This is a genomic window from Streptomyces sp. NPDC006283, from assembly GCF_040613325.1.
Classification (GTDB): Bacteria; Actinomycetota; Actinomycetes; order Streptomycetales; family Streptomycetaceae; genus Streptomyces.
Genome location: NZ_JBEXRZ010000052.1, coordinates 1 through 23,150, shown reverse-complemented (window position 1 = coordinate 23,150; position 23,150 = coordinate 1). Strand labels below are relative to the sequence as shown.

At 70.0% G+C, this 23,150-nt stretch carries 25 protein-coding genes, 3 tRNA genes and 1 pseudogene; 8 read left to right on the top strand and 21 right to left on the bottom strand.

Going from position 1 to position 23,150, the window contains the following annotated elements:
• Window positions 1-19: 19 nt before the first annotated feature.
• From ABZ070_RS13950 to ABZ070_RS13915, 8 genes are all read right to left on the bottom strand, one after another.
• Entirely contained in the window at window positions 20-1,075 is a 1,056-nt protein-coding gene (locus ABZ070_RS13950; protein WP_356633348.1) for a UDP-N-acetylmuramate dehydrogenase, read from the bottom strand.
• 117 nt (window positions 1,076-1,192) lie between these two features.
• Window positions 1,193-2,653, bottom strand: coding sequence for a DHA2 family efflux MFS transporter permease subunit (locus ABZ070_RS13945; protein ID WP_356633346.1), 1,461 nt, complete (start codon window positions 2,651-2,653; stop codon window positions 1,193-1,195).
• A gap of 80 nt (window positions 2,654-2,733) precedes the next feature.
• Window positions 2,734-3,285 carry a TetR/AcrR family transcriptional regulator gene (locus tag ABZ070_RS13940; RefSeq protein ID WP_356633344.1) on the bottom strand — a complete coding sequence of 184 codons (552 nt, stop codon included), beginning with the start codon at window positions 3,283-3,285 and terminating at the stop codon, window positions 2,734-2,736.
• Window positions 3,286-3,412: 127 nt separating this feature from the next.
• Window positions 3,413-3,841 (bottom strand): MaoC family dehydratase, encoded by a 429-nt coding sequence (locus tag ABZ070_RS13935; RefSeq protein ID WP_356633342.1) that lies wholly within the window; start codon window positions 3,839-3,841, stop codon window positions 3,413-3,415.
• Window positions 3,841-4,293 carry a MaoC family dehydratase N-terminal domain-containing protein gene (locus tag ABZ070_RS13930; protein WP_356633340.1) on the bottom strand — a complete coding sequence of 151 codons (453 nt, stop codon included), beginning with the start codon at window positions 4,291-4,293 and terminating at the stop codon, window positions 3,841-3,843. The genes ABZ070_RS13935 and ABZ070_RS13930 overlap by 1 nt, the downstream gene beginning before the upstream one ends.
• A gap of 98 nt (window positions 4,294-4,391) precedes the next feature.
• A complete protein-coding gene (rpmG, locus tag ABZ070_RS13925; RefSeq protein ID WP_003956487.1) occupies window positions 4,392-4,556 on the bottom strand; it encodes a 50S ribosomal protein L33 in 165 nt (54 codons plus the stop codon).
• An 86-nt stretch (window positions 4,557-4,642) separates the two neighbouring features.
• Window positions 4,643-4,715, bottom strand: a tRNA-Met gene (locus ABZ070_RS13920).
• A 47-nt stretch (window positions 4,716-4,762) separates the two neighbouring features.
• Window positions 4,763-4,835, bottom strand: a tRNA-Thr gene (locus ABZ070_RS13915).
• A 482-nt stretch (window positions 4,836-5,317) separates the two neighbouring features.
• On the opposite strand from ABZ070_RS13915, the gene ABZ070_RS13910 reads away from it, so the two are divergent.
• From ABZ070_RS13910 to ABZ070_RS13900, 3 genes are all read left to right on the top strand, one after another.
• Window positions 5,318-6,598, top strand: a complete 1,281-nt coding sequence (locus ABZ070_RS13910; protein ID WP_356633338.1) for an amidohydrolase family protein — start codon at window positions 5,318-5,320, stop codon at window positions 6,596-6,598.
• A 43-nt stretch (window positions 6,599-6,641) separates the two neighbouring features.
• Window positions 6,642-7,298, top strand: a complete 657-nt coding sequence (locus tag ABZ070_RS13905) for an SDR family oxidoreductase (protein WP_356633336.1) — start codon at window positions 6,642-6,644, stop codon at window positions 7,296-7,298.
• 109 nt (window positions 7,299-7,407) lie between these two features.
• The gene (locus ABZ070_RS13900; RefSeq protein ID WP_356633334.1) at window positions 7,408-7,917 is read left to right on the top strand and encodes a GyrI-like domain-containing protein; all 510 of its coding nucleotides are present in this window, start codon (window positions 7,408-7,410) and stop codon (window positions 7,915-7,917) included.
• 53 nt (window positions 7,918-7,970) lie between these two features.
• Here ABZ070_RS13900 and ABZ070_RS13895 read toward each other — a convergent pair whose 3' ends face one another.
• On the bottom strand, window positions 7,971-8,393 hold the full coding sequence (locus ABZ070_RS13895; RefSeq protein ID WP_356633332.1) for a CchlQ: 423 nt from the start codon (window positions 8,391-8,393) through the stop codon (window positions 7,971-7,973).
• Window positions 8,394-8,989: 596 nt separating this feature from the next.
• On the opposite strand from ABZ070_RS13895, the gene ABZ070_RS13890 reads away from it, so the two are divergent.
• Both ABZ070_RS13890 and ABZ070_RS13885 read left to right on the top strand, forming a co-directional pair.
• A complete protein-coding gene (locus ABZ070_RS13890) occupies window positions 8,990-9,451 on the top strand; it encodes a hypothetical protein (protein ID WP_356633330.1) in 462 nt (153 codons plus the stop codon).
• 205 nt (window positions 9,452-9,656) lie between these two features.
• Complete coding sequence (locus ABZ070_RS13885; RefSeq protein WP_356633328.1) at window positions 9,657-10,412, top strand: hypothetical protein; 756 nt, start codon at window positions 9,657-9,659, stop codon at window positions 10,410-10,412.
• Between the two features lie 184 nt (window positions 10,413-10,596).
• On the opposite strand, the gene ABZ070_RS13880 is transcribed toward ABZ070_RS13885, so the two are convergent.
• Window positions 10,597-10,678, bottom strand: a tRNA-Tyr gene (locus ABZ070_RS13880).
• A 193-nt stretch (window positions 10,679-10,871) separates the two neighbouring features.
• On the opposite strand from ABZ070_RS13880, the gene ABZ070_RS13875 reads away from it, so the two are divergent.
• From ABZ070_RS13875 to ABZ070_RS13865, 3 genes are all read left to right on the top strand, one after another.
• Entirely contained in the window at window positions 10,872-11,360 is a 489-nt protein-coding gene (locus ABZ070_RS13875; RefSeq protein WP_356633326.1) for a YajQ family cyclic di-GMP-binding protein, read from the top strand.
• 208 nt (window positions 11,361-11,568) lie between these two features.
• Window positions 11,569-12,075, top strand: a complete 507-nt coding sequence (locus ABZ070_RS13870) for a methylated-DNA--[protein]-cysteine S-methyltransferase (protein WP_356633324.1) — start codon at window positions 11,569-11,571, stop codon at window positions 12,073-12,075.
• A 13-nt stretch (window positions 12,076-12,088) separates the two neighbouring features.
• The gene (locus ABZ070_RS13865; RefSeq protein WP_356633322.1) at window positions 12,089-12,742 is read left to right on the top strand and encodes an alpha-ketoglutarate-dependent dioxygenase AlkB; all 654 of its coding nucleotides are present in this window, start codon (window positions 12,089-12,091) and stop codon (window positions 12,740-12,742) included.
• Window positions 12,743-12,766: 24 nt separating this feature from the next.
• Here ABZ070_RS13865 and ABZ070_RS13860 read toward each other — a convergent pair whose 3' ends face one another.
• From ABZ070_RS13860 to ABZ070_RS13810, 11 genes and pseudogenes are all read right to left on the bottom strand, one after another.
• Entirely contained in the window at window positions 12,767-13,036 is a 270-nt protein-coding gene (locus tag ABZ070_RS13860) for a GlsB/YeaQ/YmgE family stress response membrane protein (protein ID WP_356633320.1), read from the bottom strand.
• Window positions 13,037-13,464: 428 nt separating this feature from the next.
• Window positions 13,465-13,857 (bottom strand): YccF domain-containing protein, encoded by a 393-nt coding sequence (locus tag ABZ070_RS13855; protein ID WP_356633318.1) that lies wholly within the window; start codon window positions 13,855-13,857, stop codon window positions 13,465-13,467.
• A complete protein-coding gene (htpX, locus tag ABZ070_RS13850; RefSeq protein ID WP_356633316.1) occupies window positions 13,854-14,717 on the bottom strand; it encodes a zinc metalloprotease HtpX in 864 nt (287 codons plus the stop codon). The genes ABZ070_RS13855 and htpX overlap by 4 nt, the downstream gene beginning before the upstream one ends.
• Before the next feature lie 149 nt (window positions 14,718-14,866).
• Window positions 14,867-16,384: an NADH-quinone oxidoreductase subunit N gene (locus ABZ070_RS13845; RefSeq protein ID WP_356633314.1), complete on the bottom strand. Its 1,518-nt coding sequence runs from the start codon at window positions 16,382-16,384 to the stop codon at window positions 14,867-14,869.
• Window positions 16,381-17,967, bottom strand: a complete 1,587-nt coding sequence (locus ABZ070_RS13840) for an NADH-quinone oxidoreductase subunit M (protein ID WP_356633312.1) — start codon at window positions 17,965-17,967, stop codon at window positions 16,381-16,383. Before ABZ070_RS13840 ends, ABZ070_RS13845 begins: the two co-directional genes overlap by 4 nt.
• 3 nt (window positions 17,968-17,970) lie before the next feature.
• Window positions 17,971-19,971 (bottom strand): NADH-quinone oxidoreductase subunit L, encoded by a 2,001-nt coding sequence (locus ABZ070_RS13835; RefSeq protein WP_356633310.1) that lies wholly within the window; start codon window positions 19,969-19,971, stop codon window positions 17,971-17,973.
• On the bottom strand, window positions 19,968-20,363 hold the full coding sequence (gene nuoK / locus ABZ070_RS13830; RefSeq protein ID WP_356633308.1) for an NADH-quinone oxidoreductase subunit NuoK: 396 nt from the start codon (window positions 20,361-20,363) through the stop codon (window positions 19,968-19,970). Before nuoK ends, ABZ070_RS13835 begins: the two co-directional genes overlap by 4 nt.
• On the bottom strand, window positions 20,363-20,962 hold the full coding sequence (locus tag ABZ070_RS13825) for an NADH-quinone oxidoreductase subunit J (RefSeq protein WP_356633306.1): 600 nt from the start codon (window positions 20,960-20,962) through the stop codon (window positions 20,363-20,365). Before ABZ070_RS13825 ends, nuoK begins: the two co-directional genes overlap by 1 nt.
• Window positions 20,959-21,642: an NADH-quinone oxidoreductase subunit I gene (locus ABZ070_RS13820; protein WP_356633304.1), complete on the bottom strand. Its 684-nt coding sequence runs from the start codon at window positions 21,640-21,642 to the stop codon at window positions 20,959-20,961. Before ABZ070_RS13820 ends, ABZ070_RS13825 begins: the two co-directional genes overlap by 4 nt.
• 2 nt (window positions 21,643-21,644) lie before the next feature.
• Complete coding sequence (locus ABZ070_RS13815) at window positions 21,645-22,610, bottom strand: complex I subunit 1 family protein (protein ID WP_356633302.1); 966 nt, start codon at window positions 22,608-22,610, stop codon at window positions 21,645-21,647.
• A pseudogene (locus tag ABZ070_RS13810) lies at window positions 22,607-23,150 on the bottom strand (hypothetical protein); the annotation flags it as partial. The pseudogene ABZ070_RS13810 and the gene ABZ070_RS13815, both read right to left, overlap by 4 nt.

The window sequence follows — 23,150 nt, the reverse complement described above, 5'->3', positions numbered from 1 at the left end:
TACAGGCTGACGCCGATACCTACAGGCTGACGCCGACCGTCACCGGCTCGTTGACGAGGGTCACGCCGAAGGCGTCCCGCACTCCCGCGACCACCTCGCGGGCCAGCGCGAGCAGGTCCTCCGTGGTGGCCTCGCCCCTGTTCGTGAGGGCGAGCGTGTGCTTGGTCGAGATGCGGGCCGGGCCGGAGCCGTACCCCTTGGTGAAGCCTGCCTTGTCGATCAGCCACGCGGCCGAGGTCTTCGTGAGGCCGTCGCCGGACGGGTAGGCGGGCGGGGCGATGCCGTCGCCGAGCCGGTCCCGTACGCGGCCGAGGAAAACCTCGTACTCGGCGGCCGTGAGAATCGGGTTGGTGAAGAAGGAACCGGCCGACCACGTGTCGTGGTCCTCGGGGTCGAGCACCATACCCTTGCCGGCGCGCAGCCCGAGCACCGTTTCCCGGGCGGTGGCGGCCGGGACGCGGTCGCCCACCTCGACGCCGAGGACGCGGGCGGTCTCCGCGTACTTCACGGGCGCGGACAGGCCGCCCGCGTCCTCCAGCAGGAAGCGGACGCGCAGCACGACATACCGGTCGGGGTCCTGCTTGAAGCGGCTGTGGCGATAGGAGAAGCCGCATTCGGCGTTCGCGAGGGTGACCGTTTCGCCGTCGTGGCGGTCGTAGGCGACCACCTCGGTGATCGTCGAGGAGACCTCCTGGCCGTACGCGCCGACGTTCTGGATCGGGGTCGCGCCCGCGGAGCCGGGGATGCCGGCCAGGCACTCGATGCCCGCGAGGCCCGCCTCGACGGTCCGGGCGACGGCGTCGGTCCAGGTCTCCCCGGCGGCCAGCTCCAGCCGGGTGCCGTCGAGCTCGAAACCGCGGGTCGCGATGCGCAGCGCGGTGCCCTCGAAGCCCTTGTCGCCGATGACCAGGTTGCTGCCGCCGCCGATGATCAGCAGCGGCGTACCGGCCTCGTCCGCCTCACGCACGGCGGCGATCACCTCGTCGTCGGTGGTGGCCGTGACGAGGCGTGTCGCGGGACCGCCGAGCCGGAAGGTGGTCAGGGGGGCGAGGGGGGCGTCGTGAAGTTCCTGCACGGGGACAAGAGTACGGTCCACGCCGCCGCCGCTCGGGCGGGGCCGCGGACCGCGAGTTACTGGCCCACTCGGACCGTGAGGCACCGGCCGGCTCAGACCGCGAGGTACCGGACCGGCTCAGACCGTGACGGGTGCGCGTTCGCCGTCGGCCGCGGGCCCGGTCGTACCGGCCGCCTCCGGGTGATCGTCAAAGACGATCCGGCCCTTGGGAATCAGCAGCGCCACCAGGGCCGCGAGCGCGAGCACCCCGGCGCCGAGCCAGACCGCGGGCACCGTTCCGTCGGAGAAGGCCTGGGGGGACTCGTAACCCCCCTGGGCGGCGAAGACCGCGCCGAGCACCGCGATGCCGAGAGCGCCGCCGACCTCGCGCAGGGCGTTGTTGGCCCCGGAGGCGATGCCCAGTTCCGCGGGCCGCACGCTGGACAGGACCACGCTGGCGGCAGGTGCGAAGTAGAGCGCCATGCCGACACCGCTGACGACGAGCGCGGGCAGTAGCGCCGCGTACGAGACGCCGGGTTCGAGGACCAGGGCGAAGAGGACGAGGCCGACCGCCTGGAGCGCGAGACCCGCGGTGACGACCGGACGGCCGCCGATCCGGTCGGAAAGGATGCCGGCGACCGGCGCCACCAGCAGCGACATGCCGGTCCAGGGCAGCATCCGCAATCCTGCCTCGGTGGGCGAATAGCCGACCACTCCCTGCAGGAACTGGCTGAGCAGGAATATTGAGCCGAACATGCCCAGGAACATCAGCAAGCTCGCGATGTTGATCCCGAAGAAGGCGCGGCTGCGGAAGAGCCTCATGGGGAGCATGGGTTTCCCGGCTGCGGAGCCGTGCCACACGAAGGCGGTGAGCAGCACGGTGCCGGCGGTCAGGCAGAAGAGAATCCTGGTGCTGGACCAGCCGTCGGCGTTGCCGTTGACCAGTGCGTAGACGATGCCGAACAGGCCGCCACTGACGAGCAGGGTCCCTGGGACGTCCAGCCGGGCGTCGGGGGCGAACGACTCGTCGAGGCGCAGCCGGGCGAGCGGCAGCAGGGCAAGGCCTATGGGGACGTTCAACCAGAAGATCCACTGCCACGAGATGTGCTCGGTGAGGCTGCCGCCGATGAGAGGTCCGGTGGCGACGGCCACGCCGGTGACGGCACTGAAGATGCCGAGCACGGCGCCGCGGCGGGCGGCCGGTACGGCGGTGGTGAGCAGGGTCAGCGTGAGCGGCATCATGATCGCCGCGCCGACGCCCTGGACCGCGCGCGCGGCGATGAGGGCATCGATGCCCGAGGCGAGAGCGGCTGCGGCCGACGCGCCGGTGAAGACGGCCAGGCCCGCCATGAACAGCCTCCGACGGCCGAAGCGGTCGCCGAGAGCCGCACCGAACATCAGCAGGACGGCGAAGGTGAGCGTGTAGGCGCTCACGGTCCATTCCAGGTCCTCCAGCGCTCCGCCGAGGTCCTTGCGTATGGAGGGTAGGGCTGTGGTGACGACGAGGTTGTCGAGCGCCGCCATGAAACCGGCGGCACTGGTGATGACGAGGGCCCAGACGGCGCTGGTGCGCCGTGCGGGCCGCGGGCTTTGACTCACTGCTCCCCCAGAGGGTTAGTTATTGATTACTAACTTTCACGGCCAAGAACGTGCGCGGATCACAGCGGGAGCCTGCGGGCTCATTCGCCGGCGGGCCGCGCGGCGATGTAGAAGCCCGACCAGATGCGGTGGTCGGCGGGAAAGCCCAGGGAGACAAGGACGTTGCTGAGCATCCCGTAGGCGAGGAAGGTCGTCGTCTCGTTCGTGTCGGCGCCGAGAAGCAGATGGACCGCGTCATGGAGCTCGAGCCATCCGGATCGCACCTGCGCACCGAAATCGTGGTCGCCGGCTGCCTCCGCGGCCGCCACGGAGACGTACATCTGCATCTGCATCAGCAGCTTCTCGGGGTCGTCGGCGATGAGGCGCTGATACGCGGCCGCCATCGCCTGGAGGGCCTCCTCGCCCTCCAACCCCTCGGCCGCCGCCTCGAACACGCTCCGGGTGTCGGCGAGGCACCGCGAGGACGCGGCAAGAAAGATGGCCTGCTTGTTGGGGAAGAGGCGGAAGAGGTAGGGCTGCGAGACGCCGACACGCTTGGCGATCACCTCGGTGGAGGTTCCGTTGTACCCGGCGCGCGCGAACTCGGTGATCGCGGCACGGACCACGCTCTCGCGTCGCTCTTCTGCGCTCATCCTGACCATGGTGCAAAGTTATTGGTCAATCACTAACCAAGTCAAGGGAATAGTCCGGCCGGACTGCGGTAAGGGGCACCCCGCCCTTGGCGGAGCACCCCCTTACCGCATCCATCTGCCGCGTCCGTCAGGCGAGCTGCACCACCGCGCGGGACATGCCCAGGACCTTCTGGCCGTCGCTCGTCGCGACGAGGTCCACGCGCACCCGGTTGTCGTCCAGCTTCGCCGCGACCTTGCCGCTGACCTCGATCAGCGCACCCTTGTCGTCGTTCGGTACGACGACCGGCTTGGTGAACCGCACCCCGTACTCGACGACCGCGCCCGGGTCGCCGACCCAGTCGGTCACCACACGGATCGCCTCCGCCATGGTGAACATGCCGTGCGCGATCACGTCCGGCAGCCCGACTTCGGTGGCGAACTTCTCGTTCCAGTGGATCGGGTTGAAGTCGCCGGAGGCACCCGCGTACTGCACCAGCGTGCCGCGCGTCACGGAGAAGCTCTGCGCCGGCAGCTCGGTACCGGCCTCCACGTCCGCGTAAGAGATCTTCGCTGCCATCACGCCTCCTCGGCGGCGCGCGCCACCAGCTTCGTCCACGCCGTCACGACCAGTTCACCGGTCTCGTCGTGGACCTCACCGCGGATGTCCATGATGTCGTTGCCCGCAAGGGACTTGACGGCCTCGATCGTCGACGTGACCGACAGCCTGTCCCCCGCACGCACGGGCCGCACATACGCGAACTTCTGGTCGCCATGCACCACACGGCTGTAGTCCAGCCCCAACTGAGGGTCCTGGATGACCTGCTCGGCAGCCTTGAAAGTGATCGTGAAAGCGAAAGTCGGCGGAGCGATCACATCGGCGTGACCGAGGGCGCGCGCTGCCTCGCGGTCGGTGTAAGCGGGGTTCGTGTCACCCACCGCCTCTGCGAACTCGCGGATCTTTTCCCGGCCCACCTCGTAGGGCGCGGTGGGCGGATAGGTCCGCCCCACGAAGGACTGGTCGAGCGCCATGGACTGGCTCCCTCCTGATATTGACCACAACGGAATGACGGCACGACAAACGACACGAGGCCGCCCCCAGTGGGGGCGGCCTCGTATACGAGCCTGATTCAGCGCGTTTCGCGGTGCGCCGTGTGCGAGTTGCAGCGCGGGCAGTGCTTCTTCATCTCAAGACGGTCCGGGTTGTTACGCCGGTTCTTCTTGGTGATGTAGTTCCGCTCCTTGCACTCCACGCAGGCCAGCGTGATCTTCGGGCGGACGTCGGTGGCAGCCACGTGAGTGCTCCTTGGACGGATAGGACGGATGAACGCATAAAAGAGTAGCCGATCGGAGGACCGACCCCACAATCGGCTACTGTGTGTAGCGGTGACCGGACTTGAACCGGTGACACAGCGATTATGAGCCGCTTGCTCTACCGACTGAGCTACACCGCTGCGATGCTGGATCTCCTCACCCGAAGGTGAGGATCACCGAACACCAGAGCCCCAATACGGAATCGAACCGTAGACCTTCTCCTTACCATGGAGACGCTCTGCCGACTGAGCTATTGGGGCGAGCGATGAAGACATTACACGGTCGGCCGCCGTTCGCCCAAATCCGTTTCCACGCGCCCCGTCGGCCGCCTTCCGGCCGCTCGCGTCCCACGCACCGGCCTTCGCCGCGGCCCTCGCCGGCCGCCCGCTGACGCCCCTCCTCCCCCGCCGCCGCCCAGCGAGCAGTGACGTCGGCCGCGGCGGCGCCACCGGGGCGCCGCGCTGGTGACGCTCGTCGTTCTCGACCGGCATCCCGCCCTTGACGCGCACCGTTCCCGGTGGCGCTCTGCGCGTGACGCGCGCCGTTCACGACGGCACCACGCCCGTCCCGCACGCCACTTGCGACCCCACCGGTACGACTATTGCGCTCCTCCTCGAAGCGCATCGCGTGCGCCCCTACCCTCGACTCACGCTGTGTGATCCTTTCCGGCTCCCACGCCGCGGCTCCCACGCCCCCCGGGCGCCCGCGCCGTCCGAGCCCGACCGCCCCACCCAGGAGCGCGATGCCCGACAGCCAGCCGCAGCCCCCCGACGGCGCCACCGGCGACTTTGCCGCGCTGCTGCTCTCCGGCGCCCGGCTCACGGACGGCCGCACCGTCGACGTCCGGCTCTGCGGCGGCCGCATCGAGGCGGTCGGCACCGCGGGAAGCCTCCCGCCGCACTCCTCCCGCCTGGATCTGACCGGCTTCCTGCTGCTGCCCGCCCCCGCCGAACCCCACTTCCACGGCGACACGGCTCTCAGCGCGGAGACTCCCGGGCCTGTCTCCTACGACACGGAAGACGTCCAGCGGCGTGCCACCGAGGCAGCGCTGCTGCAGCTGGGCCACGGGGCGACGGCCCTGCGCTCGCACGTACGGATCGGGGACGTACAGGGCCTCGACTGTCTGGAGGCGGTGCTGCAGGCGCGGCGTTCCCTGCGCGGGCTGGCCGATCTGACCGCCGTGGCGGTGCCGCGGCTGCTGACGGGCCTCGCGGGGGCCGACGGTCTGTCGGTCCTGCGGGACGCGATGAAGATGGGCGCCGGTGTGGTGGGCGGCTGCCCTGACGCCGACCCCGACCCGACCGGTTATGTGGAGGCGGTCCTCGAGATCGCCGCGGAACACGGCTGCCCCGTCGACCTGCACACCCACGGCGACGACCCCGCACGGCTGGCGCGGCTCGCCGCGATGGCCGGCGGGCTGCGGCCGGGCGTGACGATCGGGCCGTGCGCCGGACTCGCCCGGCTGCCACGCGACATCGCCTCCAGGACCGCCGACCAGCTCGCGGCAGCCGGCGTCACCGTCGTCTCGCTGCCCCAGGGCGGCTGCGCAGGCGTCGAGCAGCGCGGCAACGCGCCGGTGCGGCTGCTGCGCTCGGCGGGCGTGCGGGTCGCGGCGGGCAGCGGTGCGCTGCGTGACGTGTGCAACCCGGTGGGACGGGGGGATCCGCTGGAGGCCGCGTACCTGCTGTCGTCGCAGGCGGGGATGCGGCCCTCCGACGCGTACGGGTGCGTGGCCGACACGGCCCGCGAGGTGATGGGGCTGCCCGAGGTGCGGGTCGAGGCCGGTTTCCCGGCGGAACTGCTCGCGGTGCGCGGCGAACGGATCTCGGGCGTGCTGTCGCTCGCGTACAGCCGGATCGTCATCCACCGCGGGCGGGTGGTGGCCCGCACGAGCGCGGTACGCGAGTACTGCGACTCGGCGGCCGAGGTCGCCTTCGAACTGCCGCGCCAGGGACGCCCCGACCCCGGGCCCGGACACGGGCCCGGGGCGGGCGCGGGACCTGGGCCCGGCTCCGGCGCCTGATTCCCTTGAGCGCCGTCCCCGGTTCGGACGTACCGTCGTAGACATGCGCATCGTCATCGCTGGAGGACACGGTCAGATCGCTCTCCGTCTCGAACGGTTGCTCTCGGCGGGCGGACACGAGGTCGCGGGCCTCATCCGGAATCCGGACCAGGGCAACGACCTGCGGGAGGCGGGTGCCGAACCGGTGCTGATGGACCTGGAATCGGCGTCGGTGGAAGAGGTCGCCGCCGTACTGCAGGGCGCGGACGCCGCGGTCTTCGCCGCGGGCGCGGGGCCGGGCAGCGGCGTCGGCCGCAAGGACACGGTGGACCGCGGCGCAGCGGTGCTCTTCGCCGACGCGGCCGAACGGACGGGCGTACGGCGGTACATCGTCGTGTCGTCGATGGGCGCCGACGCAGAGCACGAGGGCGACGAGGTGTTCGACGCGTACCTGCGGGCCAAGGGCGCCGCGGACGACTACGTACGGTCCCGTCCCGGCCTCGAGTGGACGATCCTGCGCCCCGGCGCGCTGACCAACGACGCGGGCACCGGGCTTGTACGGCTGGAGGCCTCGACGGGACGCGGCCCGGTGCCGCGCGACGATGTGGCGGCGGTGCTCGCGGAGATGGTGGAAACTCCGGCGACGGCGGGGCTGACACTGGAGCTCATCAGCGGTTCGACGCCGGTAACCGTCGCGGTGAAGGACATCGCGGGCAACTGACGCCTCCTCCCGCGCCCGCTGTCGCTTCTCCGTTCCTTGGCCCACTTGTGTCCCTGGTCCCGTCTCTGTCGTCCGATGAATTCCCCTCGCCTGCGGAGTCGTTGAGGTCATGAGCAAACACACACAGGACATCCGGCCGGCGATCGTGGAGCGTGAGGAGCAGCTCTACGCGTACATCCGCGGGTCCGTGCGGATGGACGCCTTCGCGCTGATCGCCGACCGGCTGCCCGAGCTGGTCAACTGGCTGGCGGGCAAGGGGGCGGAGTTCGCGGGTGCGCCCTTCTTCCGGTTCAACACGTTGGACATGGACGGGGAGTCGGTGGTCGAGGCGGGCGTACCGGTCGCCTCGACCCCGGAGCCGGAGGGAGACATCGGGATGGCCGTACTTCCCGCCGGCCGCTACGCGACGGTCACCCACGTCGGCCATCCCGACCAGCTTTTCGGGGTCGTCACCGCGATGCGCGAGTGGGCGGCGCGGGAGGGCATGGAGTGGGACATGACGATGGTCGACGGGGTGGAGCACTGGGGCTGCCGGACCGAGTCGTACCTGACCGATCCCCGGGTGGAGCCCGACATGTCGAAATGGGAGATTCAGCTGGCGTTCCGGCTGGCGGACTGAGGAGCCGCCGGTCCGGCGGTGCATGGAGTGCGACCTGTTCTGTTCAAGTCCGTTCACGCTCCCGTGACGACGGCACCCTGGCACATCGGGCACCGGTCGGTGCCGTCCCACTTGCTCCATCCGAAGGCCGCGGGCGAGAGGGATTTGCCCTCCAGTTCCTCGCGAACGGCAACCCGATAGGTCCAGACGGTTCCGATGTAGTGGTGGTAGGCGTCGTGGAAGGCGGTCGAGGCCGGCTCAGCGCCTGCCGCCACAACCCGCTGCAGTGCACGGAGCTTCTCGAACATCGCCTGCCCCGCACTCGCAACGCCGGTGCTCGCGTCGATGAACAGCCGTTCCCGCGCTTCGTAGATCGCGGCGTCGCTCAATGCCGCGCGAGTGGCCGATTCCAGATCGGCTTCCGTGCCGGGGGTCTGGGCGATCTGTCGCAGCCGGGCATGGCATGCCTCGGCGGCGGTGATGAACTCGATGTACACGGCCCGCCGCCGTTCCCCGACTCCGCGGTCGTCCTCGTGACGATGGCGTAGATAGTCGGCCAGCACGGTGCCGGCGATGGCAATGGATCCACCGCTGACCGTCGCGACGAGAGTCCCCCAGTCCACCTCTGCCCCCCACACAGCGATCACGACGTAGAGGTCTGGAATCTACGCCCACCTTCCCTCGAAGAACAGAGACATCGACATCAGGACGACAAGGCGTGCGCGCCGAACACGACGACCGTCCGGTGGGCCCACAGAGCCAGTCGGATCGCAGGCGGTGGACCGTTCGGGGCACGGCGACGCTCACCTGAGTGACGGCTCGGAGCGGCGCGCACACGCTTGCGGAGCCTGCCGGGATATTCGAGTCCGAAATGATGCCGTCCCGGTTCGCGCAGGGAAGGGCCAAAGGCCATCCCCTTGTTCGCAATCCATCTGACAGGACACGGCTTTCCGCGCGAGCCCACGCCGGTGACGGTGACAAGGTCCGTCCCTCGGACCCCGCACGCGTGAAAGGAAAAGCCAGTATGAGGAAGCTCGCTTGGGCCGCCAGGGGCCTCTCAGCAGTGACTGGGGCCGTGCTTGCCGGGGCTGTCATGGCCCCGTCCGCGACCGCGGACGACGGCCCGGTGGTGAACACACTCGCCCATGAGCTGTCCGGCAACGTCGAGTACATGTACGGGGACGGGGACGGGAGGGTGTGCAAGCCCACGCAGCGCGACGTCAGTTCCGTCATCGTGGACTACTCGCAGGGATTGGGCGAAGCCATGATTCGCGCCACGACCGACCGCCGGGGCAACGCCTTCCTCAACGACTTCCGGAATCCTGGCGCCTGGATCGACCTCGACCTTGTCCCCGGTGCTCCGGAGTGCACGGAGGACCTCGCCGTCACCGCTACCCAGACGGACCCCGGCACCCTCTTCATCACCCTGGTGGCCGGCGATGGGGTGATCCACCGGGCCCGATGCGCCATCTCGTCCGGAACGCCCCTGACCTCGGGGAACATCGGATCGGCGTGTGCCCCCGGGTTCACGCCCATTCCGGGCACGCCCGTCTGACAGCTCGCGCCGTTTCGGCTCGGGCAGATGTGGCGGGCCGAAGGGACGGCGATACAGACCCCCCGTTGTCCTGCGTTTCCGCAGGACAACGGGGGGTCTTCTCGTTGCGCGGCGCCAGGACGAGCAGTCGAGGACACTCGCGCCATCCTGTCAGGGGTACGTGATCTACTCCTGGCGAAGCGCTGGCCCCTCACGGGGAGACGACATGGCGCAGGCCACCCCTGATGTTCCGGTACGGCTGGACTCGTGGGCGGACACGCCGGAGTTCCTGGATCTGCTGCACCTCACCAACCCAGCGTTCGTTCCGGACCCTGCGCACGCCGCCGCCCTCTTGGCCGGCGTCCGGGCGCAGGGAACGCGAGGGCGTCACCTGGAAGCGCTCGGCTGCATCTACTACGCCGCCTCTCGCCTCGGCGAGACGGTCGGGCTCAAGCTGCGGGACTGTGAACTGCCGCGGCGAGGCTGGGGCATGCTGCGGCTGAACGAGAGCCGAGCGCGCTCGGGCACGGCCTGGACGGACAGCGGTGAGGCTCACGACCAGAGGGGGTTGAAGCACCGGTCACGCAAGGCGGTTCGGTACGTTCCGATACCGCCGGAGCTGGTGGCCCTACTTCGCTGGCACGTCATCCGGTTCGGCACGGCGCCGGACGGTCGCCTGTTCCGCACTGCACGCGGCGGCATGGTGCAGGAAAGCGGCTACGGCGAGGCCTGGGCCCGCGCACGCGCGGACGTGCTCACCTCCGGTGAGCTGGCATCGAGGCTCGCCAAGCGGCCATATGACCTTCGCCACGCCGCTGTCTCCACATGGCTCAGCTCTGGTGTGGAGCCACAGCTCGTAGCTGAGCGCGCCGGCCACAGCGTCGCAGTGCTGTTCCGGGCGTACGCGAAGTTCCTCAAGGGCGGTGACGAGGCGGCCAACGCCAAGATCTCTGCCCGGCTGCGCGCAGGCGGACCGTCCTAGCCATCCGGGCCACGGCGCCCATAACCACAGGTGGGGTGTAGGAATCCCGTCCACGTCTCGTCCACAACAGCTGGTAGAGAGTGTGTGAGAACGAGACACAGCGAGACAGTTGGTCTCCGTAGCCACACTTACACAGAACGGCCCCTGAACGCGTTTCCGCAGATCAGGGGCCGTTCTCATCGCGTGGCGGCGCCAGGATTCGAACCTGGGTAGGCTAAGCCGACGGATTTACAGTCCGCTCCCATTGGCCACTCGGGCACACCGCCATGGGATGTCGCGCGGGAGGCAACCGCTGTGGGGCGGTGCTCCGTGGCAACGACGTAAACGATACCTGATGCGCGGGGGTGCTTCGCCACCGGATTGATCAGCGCCCTGGGAGGGCGCGGGTGGCTAGGCTTGCCCGAGCGGTCCGGCTCGCGGGCCGCGCCTCCACGCACCCGATACAAGGAGCCACAGGACATGGCCGACTCCAGTTTCGACATCGTCTCGAAGGTCGAGCGGCAGGAGGTCGACAACGCCCTCAACCAGGCGGCGAAGGAGATCTCGCAGCGCTACGACTTCAAGAACGTCGGTGCCTCGATCGCCTGGTCCGGCGAAAAGATCCTGATGCAGGCGAACTCCGAGGACCGCGTCAACGCGATCCTGGACGTCTTCCAGACCAAGCTCGTGAAGCGCGGCATCTCGCTGAAGGCGCTGGACGCCGGCGAACCGCAGCTCTCCGGCAAGGAGTACAAGATCTTCGCCTCCATCGAGGAGGGCATCTCCCAGGAGAACGCCAAGAAGGTCGCCAAGGTCATCCGCGACGAGGGTCCCAAGGGCGTCAAGGCGCAGGTCCAGGGCGACGAGCTGCGGGTCAGCTCGAAGAGCCGGGACGACCTGCAGGCCGTGCAGGCGCTGCTCAAGGGCCAGGACTTCGACTTCGCGCTGCAGTTCGTGAACTACCGCTGACATCGGCGGGCGCGCCGGGGCACCCGGGGGCGGAGCGGCAGTGACGCTCCGCCCCCGCCCTGTGCCGCGGGTGCCGGGCAGCAGCGGGCAGCCCGGGCGTGGTGTCGGATTTCCGCCAGCTTCACGAGCGCCGCCGACGCAGACTCGTAGGAGCGGGACGGACACAGCCTCCCGCGAGAGGCAACATCCGCAAGGAGGGACGCACGCCATGACCAGCGTGTACGACACCGTCGCCAGCCCGCTGGGCGAGCTGCTGCTGGTCGGCCGGGCCTCTGCCACGGCGAAGGGCGGCACCGCACTGGCCTCGCTCTCGCTGCCGGGGCAGAAAGGCGGCGCCGTGATCAGGGACGGCTGGCGGCGCGATCCGGAGGCCTTCCAGGAGATCGGCCGACAGCTGTCGTCGTACTTCGCCGGCCGGCTGACCCGATTCGAGATCGAGTACGTCGACGCTGGGACCGACTTCCAGCGCCGCGTCTGGCAGGCGCTGGAGACCATCCCTTACGGAGCGACGACCACGTACAAGGAGATCGCCGACCGGGTCGGCACCTCCGCGGTGGGCGTCCGGGCGGTGGGGACGGCGATCGGGCGCAATCCGCTGCTCGTCGTGCGGCCCTGCCACCGGGTGATCGGCGCTGACGGGGCCCTGCGCGGATACGCGGGCGGCCTTGAGTCCAAGGCGCGACTCCTGGGGCTCGAGGGCGCACCGGTGCCGTGACCGGGACAACCTCATGAGCGGTGCTCTGTTCCCGCGCGAACGAGCCGTGGTATCGCCCGGCGCGGTCCATGTGCCCGACTGGCTGCCGGTGGAACGTCAGCGGGAGCTGGTGGCCGCCTGCCGCGGCTGGGCCCGCGGTCCGGTACCGATCCGGCACACGGTCCTTCCGGGCGGCGGCGTGATGTCGGTGCGCACCGTGTGCGTGGGCTGGCACTGGCAGCCGTACCGGTACTCGCGCACGGCGGACGATGTGAATGGCGCCCGGGTTGCCGGATTCCCGGACTGGCTGGTCGAGTTGGGCCGCGGGGCGCTGGTCGAGGCGTACGGCGAGCATGGTGGGTACACACCGGACACGGCGCTGATCAACTTCTACGACGGTGCGGCGCGGATGGGGATGCACCAGGACAAGGAGGAGCGGTCCGGTGCGCCGGTGGTCTCGTTGAGCATCGGCGACTCGTGCGTGTTCCGGTTCGGGAACGCGGAGACACGGGGCCGGCCTTATACGGACGTGGAACTGTCGTCGGGTGATCTGTTCGTCTTCGGTGGTGTCTCACGCTTCGCGTACCACGGCGTGCCGAAGGTGCTGCCCGGTACGGCCGACCCGGTGACGGGGATGAGCAGCGGGCGGCTGAACATCACCCTGCGGGAGACCGGGCTGGTGGGCTGATCCGGTCCGTCGCCGCGGCTGTCCTCAGCGCGAGCGTGAGTGGCCGAAGAGTATGCGGTAGGCGATGAGCAGGACGAGCGAGCCGCCGATGGCCGCGATCCAAGTAGGCCCGTCGTAGAACTGGTTGGCGATCTCCCGGTCCAGGAACCGGGCGGATATCCATCCGCCGAGGAAGGCCCCGGCGACGCCGATGACCGTGGTGCCGATCAGCCCTCCCGGGTCCCGCCCCGGGAGCAGGATCTTGGCTATGACTCCGGCGATCAGCCCGAGGACGATCCAGCTGATGATGCTCATGCCGTGAACCTGCCTTTCTTGCGGTGTTGTTGTCGAGGACGCGAGCCGCCCGGGCCGCGGTTGCGCTGTCAGTGTGGTGCGGCACAAGACAGGTGAGCTGCGGCGATCGTGTCGGCGCCGTCGCGGCGGCGCTGGAGCAAGGGGCCGCACCGCGCGGAGGTAGCTGGGGGGCACCGTCGTCGGGGCGATGGCGGCAACGGCGGGCGTGCGCGGAGCGAGCGGCTTCTCGTCGTACGAAGTTCGAAGTTCGAAGTTCTCGTCTACTGCACTATCGCCAACGCCTCGGCCTGGACGTCGAGTTCCAGCCGAGGCGGCGATATACACGTTCGAGTGTCGGGGCGCCCCACGTGCCGTGACGGGGCGCGTCGAGGCCGGCCGCCGGTCGAAAGGGAGCCGGGCCGAACAAGGGCCGGGCCGAACGGGGGCGCTCAGCGCGTGGCGAACGGCTGGTCGGTCGGGACGATTTCCCTGCCCAGCGGCATCAGGGAGACGGGGATCAGCTTGAAGTTGGCGATGCCGAAGGGGATGCCGATGATCGTGATGCACAGCGCGATGCCGGTGACGATGTGGCCGAGCGCGAGCCACCAGCCGGCCAGGATCACCCACAGGACGTTCCCCAGGACTGAGGGCGCGCCGGAGTCACGGCGGTCCACGGTCGTGTAGCCGAAGGGCCAGAGGGCGTAGACGCCGATGCGGAACGACGCCAGGCCGAACGGGATGCCGATGACGGTGATGCAGAGAATCACTCCCGCCAGCAGGTATCCCAGAAACAGCCAGAAGCCGCTCAGGATCAGCCATATGACGTTCAGGATTGTCTTCACGGGCGAGGACCTGCCATCTTCTCGAGTCGGGTGATTCGTTCCGCCATCGGCGGGTGGGTCGAGAACATTCTGGAGAGCCCGCGGCCGGGGCCGAAGGGGTTGGCGATCATCATGTGGCTCGCGGTTTCGAGCCGTGGCTCCGGCGGCAGGGGCAGTTGTTTCGTGCCGGCGTCGAGCTTGCGCAGGGCGCTGGCCAGAGCCAGTGGGTCGCCGGTGAGCTGGGAGCCCGACGCGTCCGCCTCGAACTCCCGGGAGCGGCTGACCGCGAGCTGGATCAGGGAAGCCGCCAGGGGGCCGAGCAGCATGATCAGCAACATGCCGATCAGGCCGGGGCCTTCGTCGTCGTCGGAGCGGCCGATGGGGATGAGCCAGGCGAAGTTGACCAGGAACATCACCACGGAGGCGAGCGCTCCGGCGACCGAGGAGATGAGGATGTCGCGGTTGTAGACATGGCTCAGCTCATGGCCGATCACGCCGCGCAGCTCGCGCTCGTCGAGGATGCGCAGGATTCCTTCGGTGCAGCACACCGCCGCATTGCGCGGATTGCGGCCCGTCGCGAACGCGTTGGGCGCCTGGGTCGGGGAGATGTAGAGACGCGGCATGGGCTGTCGGGCCGCGGTGGAGAGTTCACGGACCATGCGGTAGAGCGCGGGGGCCTCGAACTCGCTCACAGGGCGGGCGCGCATGGCCCGCAACGCCAGCTTGTCGCTGTTCCAGTAGGCGTACGCATTGGTGCCGAGCGCCACGACGAGCGCGACGAGCAGCCCTGTCCGGCCGAAGAAGCTGCCGATGACGAGGATGAGTGCGGACAGCCCCCCGAGGAGTACGGCGGTCTTCAGCCCGTTGTGCCGGCGGTGCACGGTACGCCCTCCAAGCGGTGCGGCAGGGGACCCTTTGCGTGGTGGTGCTCCACTCTCCAGTGGACCCTTCTGTACTGGTCAACGCCAGGCGAAGGACACTGGTTCCCTTGCACGCCACGGCCCCGGGCATGGGCCGTTCGGGTGGGACGTCAGAACAGGCTGGTGGCGGCGAAGCGCAGGACCAGCTGGGGGTATCCGGAGAGCACGACACCGGCGGCAGCTGCCAGGGCCACGGCGACGGTGACCGAGGCGGGGGTGCGCCTCCTGGTGGATTCCGCCGCCTCCGCCGCCTCGGGGGCGCGGAACAGGACCGCCGTCCACTGCAGGTAGTAGTACAAGGCGATCACCACGTTGACGCCCATGACCACGGCCAGCCAGCCGAGGCCGGCGTCGACGGCCGCGGAGAAGACGGTCACCTTGGCGAAGAGGCCCACAATGCCCGGCGGGAGACCCGCCAGGCAGAGCAGGAAGAAGGCCATGGCGAGAGCCGTGAGCGGGCGGGTGGCGTACAGGCCGCGGTAGTCGGAGATCCGGTTCAGCGGCCGGGTGCGGGCCACAAGGGCGGCCACCGCGAAGGCGCCCAGGTTCACGACGGCGTACATCAAGGCGTATGCGACCGTCGCACCGATCTGGACGTCGCTGGAGTAGGCAGCGGCGGCGATCGGGACCAGCAGGTAGCCGGCCTGCGCCACGGAGGACCAGGCCAGGAGGCGGACCGCGCTCCACGCGCGGGTCGCCGACTGGCGCAGGGCCGCGACGTTGCCGGCGGTCATGGTCAGAGCGGCGAGGACCGCGAGGGCGGGGCCCCAGATGTCGGCGTACCCGGGAAAGGCGATGACGGTCACCAGGATGAGCCCGGTGAAGCCGACGGCCTTGCCCACTACGGACAGGTAGCCCGCGATCGGCAGCGGTGCTCCCACGTAGGTGTCGGGAACCCAGAAGTGGAAGGGGACCGCGGCCGTCTTGAAGGCGAAGCCGACAAGTGTCAGCGCCACGCCCGCCTTGGCCAGCGTGTCCAGCTGTCCGGGCACGTCCTCGAGGCCCGCGGCGACCTGGGTGAGGTGCAGCGTCCCGGTCGTGGCGTACACGAAACTGACGCCCAGCAGCGTCACGGCCGTCGCGGTGACGGACGACAGGAAGAACTTCAGCGCGGCTTCGCTGGAGAGCCGGTCCCCCCGCCTGAGTCCCACCAGCGCGAACGCCGGGAGCGAAGCGACCTCCAGGGCGACCACAAGGGTGGCGAGGTCACGGGAGGCGGGCAGCAGCGCCGCACCCGCCGCGGAGGAGAGCAGCAGGAACCAGAACTCTCCTGCCGGGAGCTTCCTCCGCGTCTCGGTGAGGGAGAGCAGTGCGGTCAGCAGGGCGCCGCCGAAGACCAGGAACTGGATCACCAGCGTGAAGTGGTCGGCGGTGTAGCTGCAGGCCTCGGCGTTGTCGGTCAGGCAGAAGGTGGAACGGTCGCCCTTGCGGAGCGGCACGAGCGCCAGCAGCGAGGCGACGAGACCCGTGACGGCGACGGCGCCCAGCAGCGGCTTGCGCCGTTCGCCGACGAAGAGATCGGCGACCAGGACGATCAGGGCGACGACTGCCGTGATCGTCGGCGGCGCGACGGCGGCCCAGTCGACCGACTGGACGAGGCTGGTGACGCTGTCTGCTGCCACGGTCACGACTTGCCTCCTGCGAGGAGCTTCTGCACGGCCGGGTCGGTGAGGCCGAGGAGGACCGCGGGCCACAGACCGGCGAGGACGGTGAGGGCGACGAGCGGCGTCCAGGCGGCGAACTCGTACGCCCGCACATCGGCGAGCGGCTCGGTCTCGGCCCGGCTGGCCGGCGGCCTGGCTCCCATGCACACACGCCGCACGACGACGAGCAGATACGCGGCCGTGAGCAAGGTGCCGAAGGCGCCGATCGCCATGAAGGTGAGGAACGCGGGGCGGCTGAGGCCGTCGGCGGGGTCGAACGCCCCGAACAGGGCAAGCATCTCGCCCCAGAAACCGGCGAGTCCGGGCAGCCCCAGCGATGCGACCGCGGCGAAGGCGAGCAGACCACCGAGGCGGGGTGCACGCCCGTACAGCGCGGCGCCCGTCGCACCCGCGAGGGCATCGAGGTCGGCGGTGCCGTAGCGGTCCTTGAGCGCGCCGACGAGGAAGAAGAGCAGTCCGGTGATGAGGCCGTGGGCGATGTTGGCGAACAGGGCGCCGTTCACGCCGGTGGGCGTCATCGTCGCGATGCCGAGCAGCACGAAGCCCATGTGGCCGACGGACGAGTACGCGATGAGCCGCTTCAGGTCGCCGCCCGCCCCGCTTTTCGCGAGGGCGAGGCAGGCGAGGGAGCCGTAGATGATGCCGACGACGGCGAACGCGGCGAGGTACGGCGCGAAAGTACGCATGCCGTCGGGCGCGATCGGCAGCACGATACGGACGAAACCGTACGTTCCCATTTTCAGCAGGACGCCCGCGAGCAGGACGGAGCCCACCGTCGGCGCGGCGGTGTGGGCATCGGGCAGCCAGCTGTGCAACGGCCACATCGGCGTCTTCACCGCGAGGCCGAGACCGATCGCCAGAACGGCGATGACCTGCACGGATGTTGTGAGTCCCCGGCCGTTGTCAGTGGCGAGTGCCACCATGTCGAATGTGCCGGCCTTCAGCCCGATGAGCAGGAGGCCGAGCAGCATGACGACCGAGCCGAGCAGTGTGTAGAGGATGAACTTCCAGGCGGCGGGCTGCCGAGCCTCACCGCCCCAGCGGGCGATGAGGAAGTACATCGGGATGAGCACGATCTCGAAAGCCAGGAAGAACAGCAGCAGGTCCAGGACGGCGAAGGTCGCCAGAGTGCCGGACTCCAGGACGAGAAGCAGGGCGACGAACGCCTTCGGGGACGGGCCCGCAGGCATGTTGAAGTAGCTGTAGAGCGCGCAGAGGAAGGTCAGCAGCGCCGTAAGAACCAGAAGGGGGAGCGAGATGCCGTCGACACCGAGGTGGATCCGCACATCGAGTGCCGGGATCCAGCTGATGTCCGTCGTGGCCTGCATCTTCGACGGTTGGTCATGGTCGAAGCCGAGTGCCAGCACAACGGCCGCGACCAGGACCGCGCCGGTGACGGTCACGCCGTGCCGTAGAACCGCCTGGTCAGGACTGCTGCCGCGCAGCCCGGGCGGGGCGGGCAGCAGTGCTGCGGCGGCTCCGACGAGCGGGCCGACGACGATGAACGCGAGAAGGAACTGCATCACGGACGCGCTGATATCGATCACGGCTCACGATCCGGCGTTGACGTTGGAAAGGACGACGGCGGCGATCGCCAGGACGACGGAGCCGGCGAGCAGCGCGCTCAGGTAGGTCTGCACGTTGCCGGTCTGCGCGCGGCGGACCGCCGCGCCGAGCCAGCGCGTGCCCGTGCCGGAGCCGCGTACATAGGTGTCGACGACCTCACGGTCCAGGAAGCTGACCAGCTGGGCGGCCGCACGGACGGGACGGACGAACATCGCGGTGTAGAGCGCGTCGACGTGGAAGCCCGCGGCAGCGTGCCGGTGGAGTGGACCGAGCAGCAGCCGGGCCGGGTCGGCCGGGTCGGGGGCCGCGGCGATGTCGCCGTAGGCGGGCTTGTGGGTGGCGATGGCCTCCGCCTCGGAGACGGCAGGTTCGGCGTCAGGGTGCGCCGCGACCGCGCCGATGGGGGGACGGGCGGCGACCGCGGTGGCGTGCCGCCAGGCTGCATAGGTGATCAGCCCGCCGACCAGGGCGACGCCGGTGCCGAGGACGGCGGTGGTGAGGGTCGGGGTGAGCTCGTGGCCGTCGAACCAGCGCGGCAGGCGGCCGGCGGTCAGCCCGAAGGCGAGCGACGGAACGGCGAGGACCCAGAGCACGCTGGTCATCGTGATGGGCTGCCTGCCGTGGTCGGGGGCCTCGGCGCCGCGGCCCCGGAAGGTGAGCAGCCACAGCCGGATCGCGTACGCGGCGGTGAGAAGGGCGGTCACCAGCGCGGCGACGAGCACGAACCACCCGGCGGCGGTGGGGGCGACGGCCGAGTCGCCGAGAGCGGTGTGCTCGGCGGCCACGAGGACGGCTTCCTTGGAGAAGAAGCCGGCGAAGGGCGGGATCGCCGCGAGTGCGAGAAGCGCGACGGTCATCGTCCAGTACGCGTCGGGGACGCGCTTGGCGAGTCCGCTCATACGGGACATGGCGGCGAGCGAGTTGGTGCCCGCGGCGTGGATGATCACGCCGGCGGCGAGGAAGAGCAGCGCCTTGAACGCACCGTGGGACAGGAGGTGGAAGAGGGCGGCGCCTCGGTCTCCGACGGCCAGGGCGCCCGACATGTAGCCGAGCTGGCCGATGGTCGAGTAGGCGAGGACCCGCTTGATGTCGTCCTGGGCGAGCGCGGCGAGCGCCGAGCCGACCATCGTCACGGCAGCCATCACGGCAAGGACGGTCATGGCGGCCGCGGAGGCGGCGAAAAGAGGAAGGAGCCGGGCCACGAAGTAGATACCGGCCGCGACCATCGTCGCGGCGTGGATCAGCGCGGAGACGGGGGTGGGGCCCGCCATCGCGTCGGGCAGCCAGGTGTGGAGCGGAAACTGCGCCGACTTGCCCGCCACGCCCGCAAGGAGCAGCAGGGCGATGAGAGTGGGGTGCTCGACGGCGTCGGCGGCGACGGCTCCGAGGATCCCGGTGATCCGGAAGGTGCCCGCGTCGGCCGCGAGCGCGAACAGACCGATCAGGAACGGGACGTCACCGAGCTTGGTGACCAGGAACGCCTTGAGGGAGGCGGCGCGTGCCTCGGGCGTCTCCCAGTAGTGGCCGACGAGGAAGTACGAGCAGATGCCCATGATCTCCCAGCCGACCAGCAGGACCATCAGGTCACCGGAGTAGACGACGAGCAGCATCGCGGAGGTGAACAGCGAGACGAGAGCGGCGTACGAGGGGTAGCGCGGGTCGTCGCGCAGGTAGCCCGTCGAGTAGATCTGCACGCACGAGGCGACGACACCGACCAGGACGGCCGCAAGGACGGCGAAACCGTCGAGGTAGAGGGCGAGGTCGATCGGGATCGAGCCGGTGGGCGTGAGCTGCGTCGAGGCGGCGATCGCCTTGCCGCCGTCCTGTCGCACGGCGACGAGGACGGCGAGCACGGCCGCGGCGAGCGTCGGCAGCACGGCCAGCGGACGCACGAAGCCCGGTGCGCTGCGGCCGAGGAGCAGTCCGGCGACAGCGCCCAGGAAGGGAAGGAGAGGTACGAGGACAGCGAGGGTCGTGGTGGTCACGCGGTGGCCTCGGCCTTCTCCTCGCGGTCTGCGGTTGTCGCGCCGGCGTCACCGTGGCCGGCGCCGGGGCCTTCGGGGCCGTCCGCCGATTCCGCGGTGTCGCGGAGACGGTCGACGTCCGAACTGCCGCGGTTGCGGTACACCATGAGCACGATGGCCAGGCCGATACCGATCTCCGCCGCGGCGATGGCGATGGTGAACAGGGTGAGCGCCTGGCCGGCGTGCAGGGTGTCGCGCAGCCACACGTCGAAGGCCACGAGGTTGAGGTTGACGGCGTTGAGCATCAGCTCAACGGACATCAGGACGAGGATCGCGTTGCGGCGGGCGAGCACCCCGTACAACCCGACGCTGAAGAGGAGCACGGCCAGCACGGCTGGATAGGCGAGGTGCATCAGCTGTTCCCCTTCCGGGCCGTTCGGTCCGCGCCGCCCGTGGGGGGCGTGGCGACCGGCTCAGCGTCCCTGCGGGACAGGACGATCGCGCCGACCAGTGCGGCGAGCAGCAGTACGGAGAGCGCCTCGAACGGCAGCACCCAGTGCCGGAACAGGATCTCGCCGGACACCTTGGTGGAGCCTTGGACCGGCCCGTCGAGGTCGATCCAGGTGGTGCGGAAGGCGTCGACGACGACCCAGACCAGGGACGCCGCGGCGGCGAGCGCCACAGCGAGAGCGACCCATCGGTTGCCGGAGTCGGCATCCGGTGAGCGGCCGATGGGCGCCTTGGTGAGCATCAGCCCGAAGAGAAGGAGGACAACGACGGAACCGACATAGATGAGGACCTGCACCCATGCGATGAACTCGGCGGTGAGCAGGAGGTACTCGACGGCGATGCCACCGAGCGCCACGACCAGCCACAGGGCGGCGTGCACCAGTTGCCTGGTCGTGACGGTGATGACCGCCGCGCCGAGCGTGGCGACGCCCACGAGCAGGAAGGCGATCTCGACCCCCGTGGGAGACAGAAAACCGTGCGTCGCGGCAGTGGCGAGCGTCATGCCGCACCTCCCTGACCCGGTGCCGGGCCGTCTTCTCCCCCGGTGGGGCGTTCGCCGGGCGGCGGTGTGTCCTCCGGTGCCGGTGGGGCGGACGGGGCCGCATGGCCCGGCGTGCCCTGCTGGTCCTGCGGGGCGGTCGGGGGCGTGGCGTCCGCTTGCGCGGCTGCCAGCTTCTCCGCCGCCTTGCGGGCCGCGGCGACCTCCTTCGGCTCCTCCGCGCCGGGGTCCAGCGCGGGCGGTGCCGGAACGGTCCACATCCACTCGCGGAGCTTGTCCCGTTCGTGGGTGAGTTCGCGGATGTCCGTCTCCGCGTACTCGAACTCGGGCGACCAGAACAGCGCGTCGAAAGGACACACCTCGATGCAGATACCGCAGTACATGCAGAGGGAGAAGTCGATGGCGAACCGGTCGAGGACGTTGCGGCTGCGCTCCCTGCCGCCGGGGACGGCGGCAGGGACCGTCTCCTTGTGGGAGTCGATGTAGATGCACCAGTCGGGGCACTCGCGGGCGCAGAGCATGCAGACCGTGCAGTTCTCCTCGAACAGTCCGATCACGCCGCGTGTGCGGGGCGGGAGTTGGGGCTGGACGTCCGGGTACTGCGCGGTGACGGTCTTCTTGGTCATCGTCCGCAGGGTGACGGCCAGGCCCTTGGCGAGACCGGATCCGGGGATCGGGGACACGTCTAGATCACCACCTTGACGATGCCGGTGAGGGCGATCTGAGCGAGGGCGAGCGGGACGAGGGCGGTCCAGGCGAGCTTCTGCAGCTGGTCCTCGCGCATCCGGGGGTAGGTCACGCGCAGCCAGATGACGATGAAGGCGAGCACGGCGGTCTTGAGGAGGGTCCACACCCAGCCGAGGCCGTCCGCCCCGAACGGGCCGTGCCAGCCGCCAAGGAAGAGGACGGTGGTCAGACCGCACAACACGACGATTCCGGCGTACTCCGCGAGCAGGAAGAGCGCGAAGCGCAGGCCGGTGTACTCGGTGTACGCGCCGAAGATGATCTCGGAGTCCGCGACGGGCATGTCGAAGGGAGGGCGCTGCAGCTCGGCGAGGCCGGCGACGAAGAACACGATGGCGCCCACGATCTGCCAGGGCAGCCACCACCACTCGAAGGCGTTCAGGATGCCGGGCAGGGAGACCGTCCCGGCCGCCATGGCGACGGAGGCGGCGGTCAGCAGCATCGGCAGCTCGTACGCGAGCAGCTGGGCGGCCGTGCGCAGACCGCCCAGCAGGGAGAACTTGTTGGCCGAGGCCCAGCCCGCCATGAGCGAGCCGAGCACACCGACGCCCATGACGGCCAGGACGAAGAAGATGCCGGCGTCGACGACCTGACCGACCGCGCCCTCGTTCGGGCCGATCGGGATCGCGACGAGTACGAGGAGGTAGGGCAGGAGAGCGACGGCGGGGGCGAGTTGGAAGACGCGGCGGTCGGCGTCGGCCGGGACCACGTCCTCCTTCTGCGCGAACTTCACACCGTCCGCGACGAGCTGGGCCCATCCGTGGAAGCCGCCGGCGTACATGGGGCCGAGGCGGCCCTGCATGTGGGCCATCACCTTGTGCTCGGTCTGCCCGATGACAAGAGGGAGGACGAGGAACACGGCGAAAACGACGATGAGCCGGAGGGCGACGTCCAGTGCGTCGTTCACGCGGGCTCGCCTCCGGCAGGTCGGTTCGGCTCGCCCTCGGGTCCGTCGGTGGACCCGGTCGCGGGCCGGGGGGTCTCGGTTTCTGGGGAGTCGCCGTCGGGGGCGACGGGTTCCTCTGCCGCGGCGGGGTCGGTGGCTTCGGCAGCCGTCTCGGGGGCAGGGGGTTGATCGGGTGCCTTGGGCGCAGGGGTTTCGTCCGCCGTCTCGGGCCCGGCGGCTTCGTCGGCCCCTGCGGGGGCGGCGGGCGCCTCAGGCACGGCGGGCGCCTCGGGGCCGGCCGCTTCGCCGGCCGCCGCGGGGGCGGCGGGCGCTGCTGGGGCGGCGGACGTCTCAGGCGCAGCCAGCGCCTCAGGCACGGCGGGCGCCTCGGGCCCGGCGGCTTCGTCGGCCGTGCCGGGTCCGGCGGGCGCCTCAGGCACAGCTGGCGCCTCCCGGACAACGGCTTGGACTGGAAGCTCGCGAACTGTCCGGGGAAGTCGAGGATCGGCCTCGCGCTTGACGGTCGGCTCGGAGCTGCGGCGGTAGGCGATCAGGTCCTCG

Bases quoted from the DNA above. Each gene is read 5' to 3' on its own strand.
- ABZ070_RS13870 (WP_356633324.1), top strand. From the start codon at position 11,569: ATGACCAGCGTGTACGACACCGTCGCCAGCCCGCTGGGCGAGCTGCTG.
- ABZ070_RS13910 (WP_356633338.1), top strand. From the start codon at position 5,318: ATGCCCGACAGCCAGCCGCAGCCCCCCGACGGCGCCACCGGCGACTTT.
- ABZ070_RS13900 (WP_356633334.1), top strand. From the start codon at position 7,408: ATGAGCAAACACACACAGGACATCCGGCCGGCGATCGTGGAGCGTGAG.
- ABZ070_RS13890 (WP_356633330.1), top strand. From the start codon at position 8,990: ATGGCCCCGTCCGCGACCGCGGACGACGGCCCGGTGGTGAACACACTC.
- ABZ070_RS13905 (WP_356633336.1), top strand. From the start codon at position 6,642: ATGCGCATCGTCATCGCTGGAGGACACGGTCAGATCGCTCTCCGTCTC.
- ABZ070_RS13940 (WP_356633344.1), bottom strand. From the start codon at position 3,285: ATGAGCGCAGAAGAGCGACGCGAGAGCGTGGTCCGTGCCGCGATCACC.
- nuoK (WP_356633308.1), bottom strand. From the start codon at position 20,363: ATGCACCTCGCCTATCCAGCCGTGCTGGCCGTGCTCCTCTTCAGCGTC.
- ABZ070_RS13825 (WP_356633306.1), bottom strand. From the start codon at position 20,962: ATGACGCTCGCCACTGCCGCGACGCACGGTTTTCTGTCTCCCACGGGG.
- ABZ070_RS13930 (WP_356633340.1), bottom strand. From the start codon at position 4,293: ATGGCGCTCGACCAGTCCTTCGTGGGGCGGACCTATCCGCCCACCGCG.
- ABZ070_RS13935 (WP_356633342.1), bottom strand. From the start codon at position 3,841: ATGGCAGCGAAGATCTCTTACGCGGACGTGGAGGCCGGTACCGAGCTG.
- ABZ070_RS13860 (WP_356633320.1), bottom strand. From the start codon at position 13,036: ATGAGCATCATCAGCTGGATCGTCCTCGGGCTGATCGCCGGAGTCATA.
- ABZ070_RS13865 (WP_356633322.1), top strand. From the start codon at position 12,089: ATGAGCGGTGCTCTGTTCCCGCGCGAACGAGCCGTGGTATCGCCCGGC.
- ABZ070_RS13875 (WP_356633326.1), top strand. From the start codon at position 10,872: ATGGCCGACTCCAGTTTCGACATCGTCTCGAAGGTCGAGCGGCAGGAG.
- ABZ070_RS13885 (WP_356633328.1), top strand. From the start codon at position 9,657: ATGGCGCAGGCCACCCCTGATGTTCCGGTACGGCTGGACTCGTGGGCG.